This is a genomic window from Enterobacter sp. UNJFSC 003 (assembly GCF_036903355.1).
Classification (GTDB): Bacteria; Pseudomonadota; Gammaproteobacteria; order Enterobacterales; family Enterobacteriaceae; genus Enterobacter.
Genome location: NZ_JBAKHK010000172.1, coordinates 1 through 270, shown reverse-complemented (window position 1 = coordinate 270; position 270 = coordinate 1). Strand labels below are relative to the sequence as shown.

Genomic DNA, 270 nt, shown 5'->3' with positions numbered 1-270 from the left:
TGTGATGAGTCTGCTCGAAGTCGAAAAATAAATTGTAGTAAAGCCCGTAAACTAAAGCCGCAGCGCAGAAAGCGCCGGCAACTTGTGAAACGATAAAAGGAATAACTTTGCGCTTGTCGAAACAGGCAAACAGCCACAATGCAATGGTAACAGCGGGATTAAGATGCGCGCCGGAAACCCCTGCGGTCAGGTAGATGGCCATTGCCACCCCCAGTCCCCAAATGACACTGATTTCCCACTGACCAAAAGACGCACCAGCGACTTTTAGTG

1 pseudogene is annotated in these 270 nt (G+C 49.6%); it reads right to left on the bottom strand.

Features of this window, described 5'->3' with window-relative positions:
- Positions 1-270 (bottom strand): annotated as a pseudogene (glpF, locus tag V5P19_RS23650) (glycerol uptake facilitator protein GlpF); the annotation flags it as partial.